We start from the raw sequence: 249 nt of genomic DNA on the forward strand, positions 1-249 counted from the left end.
TGGCGGACTCGGTGGCGACGGGTGCGAACAGCGTGGCGGCGGGTCCGGCATCGGTGGCGAGCGCATCGAATGCGGTCGCGATGGGTAATGGCGCGTCGGCGACGACGGCGAACTCGGTGGCGCTGGGCTCGAACTCGGTGGCGAACTCGGCGACGCTGGCCACGGCGGGCTTCACGCCGGTCGGCGGCACGGCAATCGCAGCGGCGACGGCAGCAGGCGGTGAAGTGTCGGTGGGCGCAGCGGGCGCAG

General features: G+C 73.5%; 1 pseudogene. It reads left to right on the forward strand.

Annotated features, from left to right (window positions below):
* Positions 1-249, forward strand: a pseudogene (locus G3N95_RS40435) (adhesin); the annotation flags it as partial.

It is taken from the genome of Paraburkholderia sp. Tr-20389 (assembly GCF_017104565.1).
GTDB lineage: Bacteria > Pseudomonadota > Gammaproteobacteria > Burkholderiales > Burkholderiaceae > Paraburkholderia.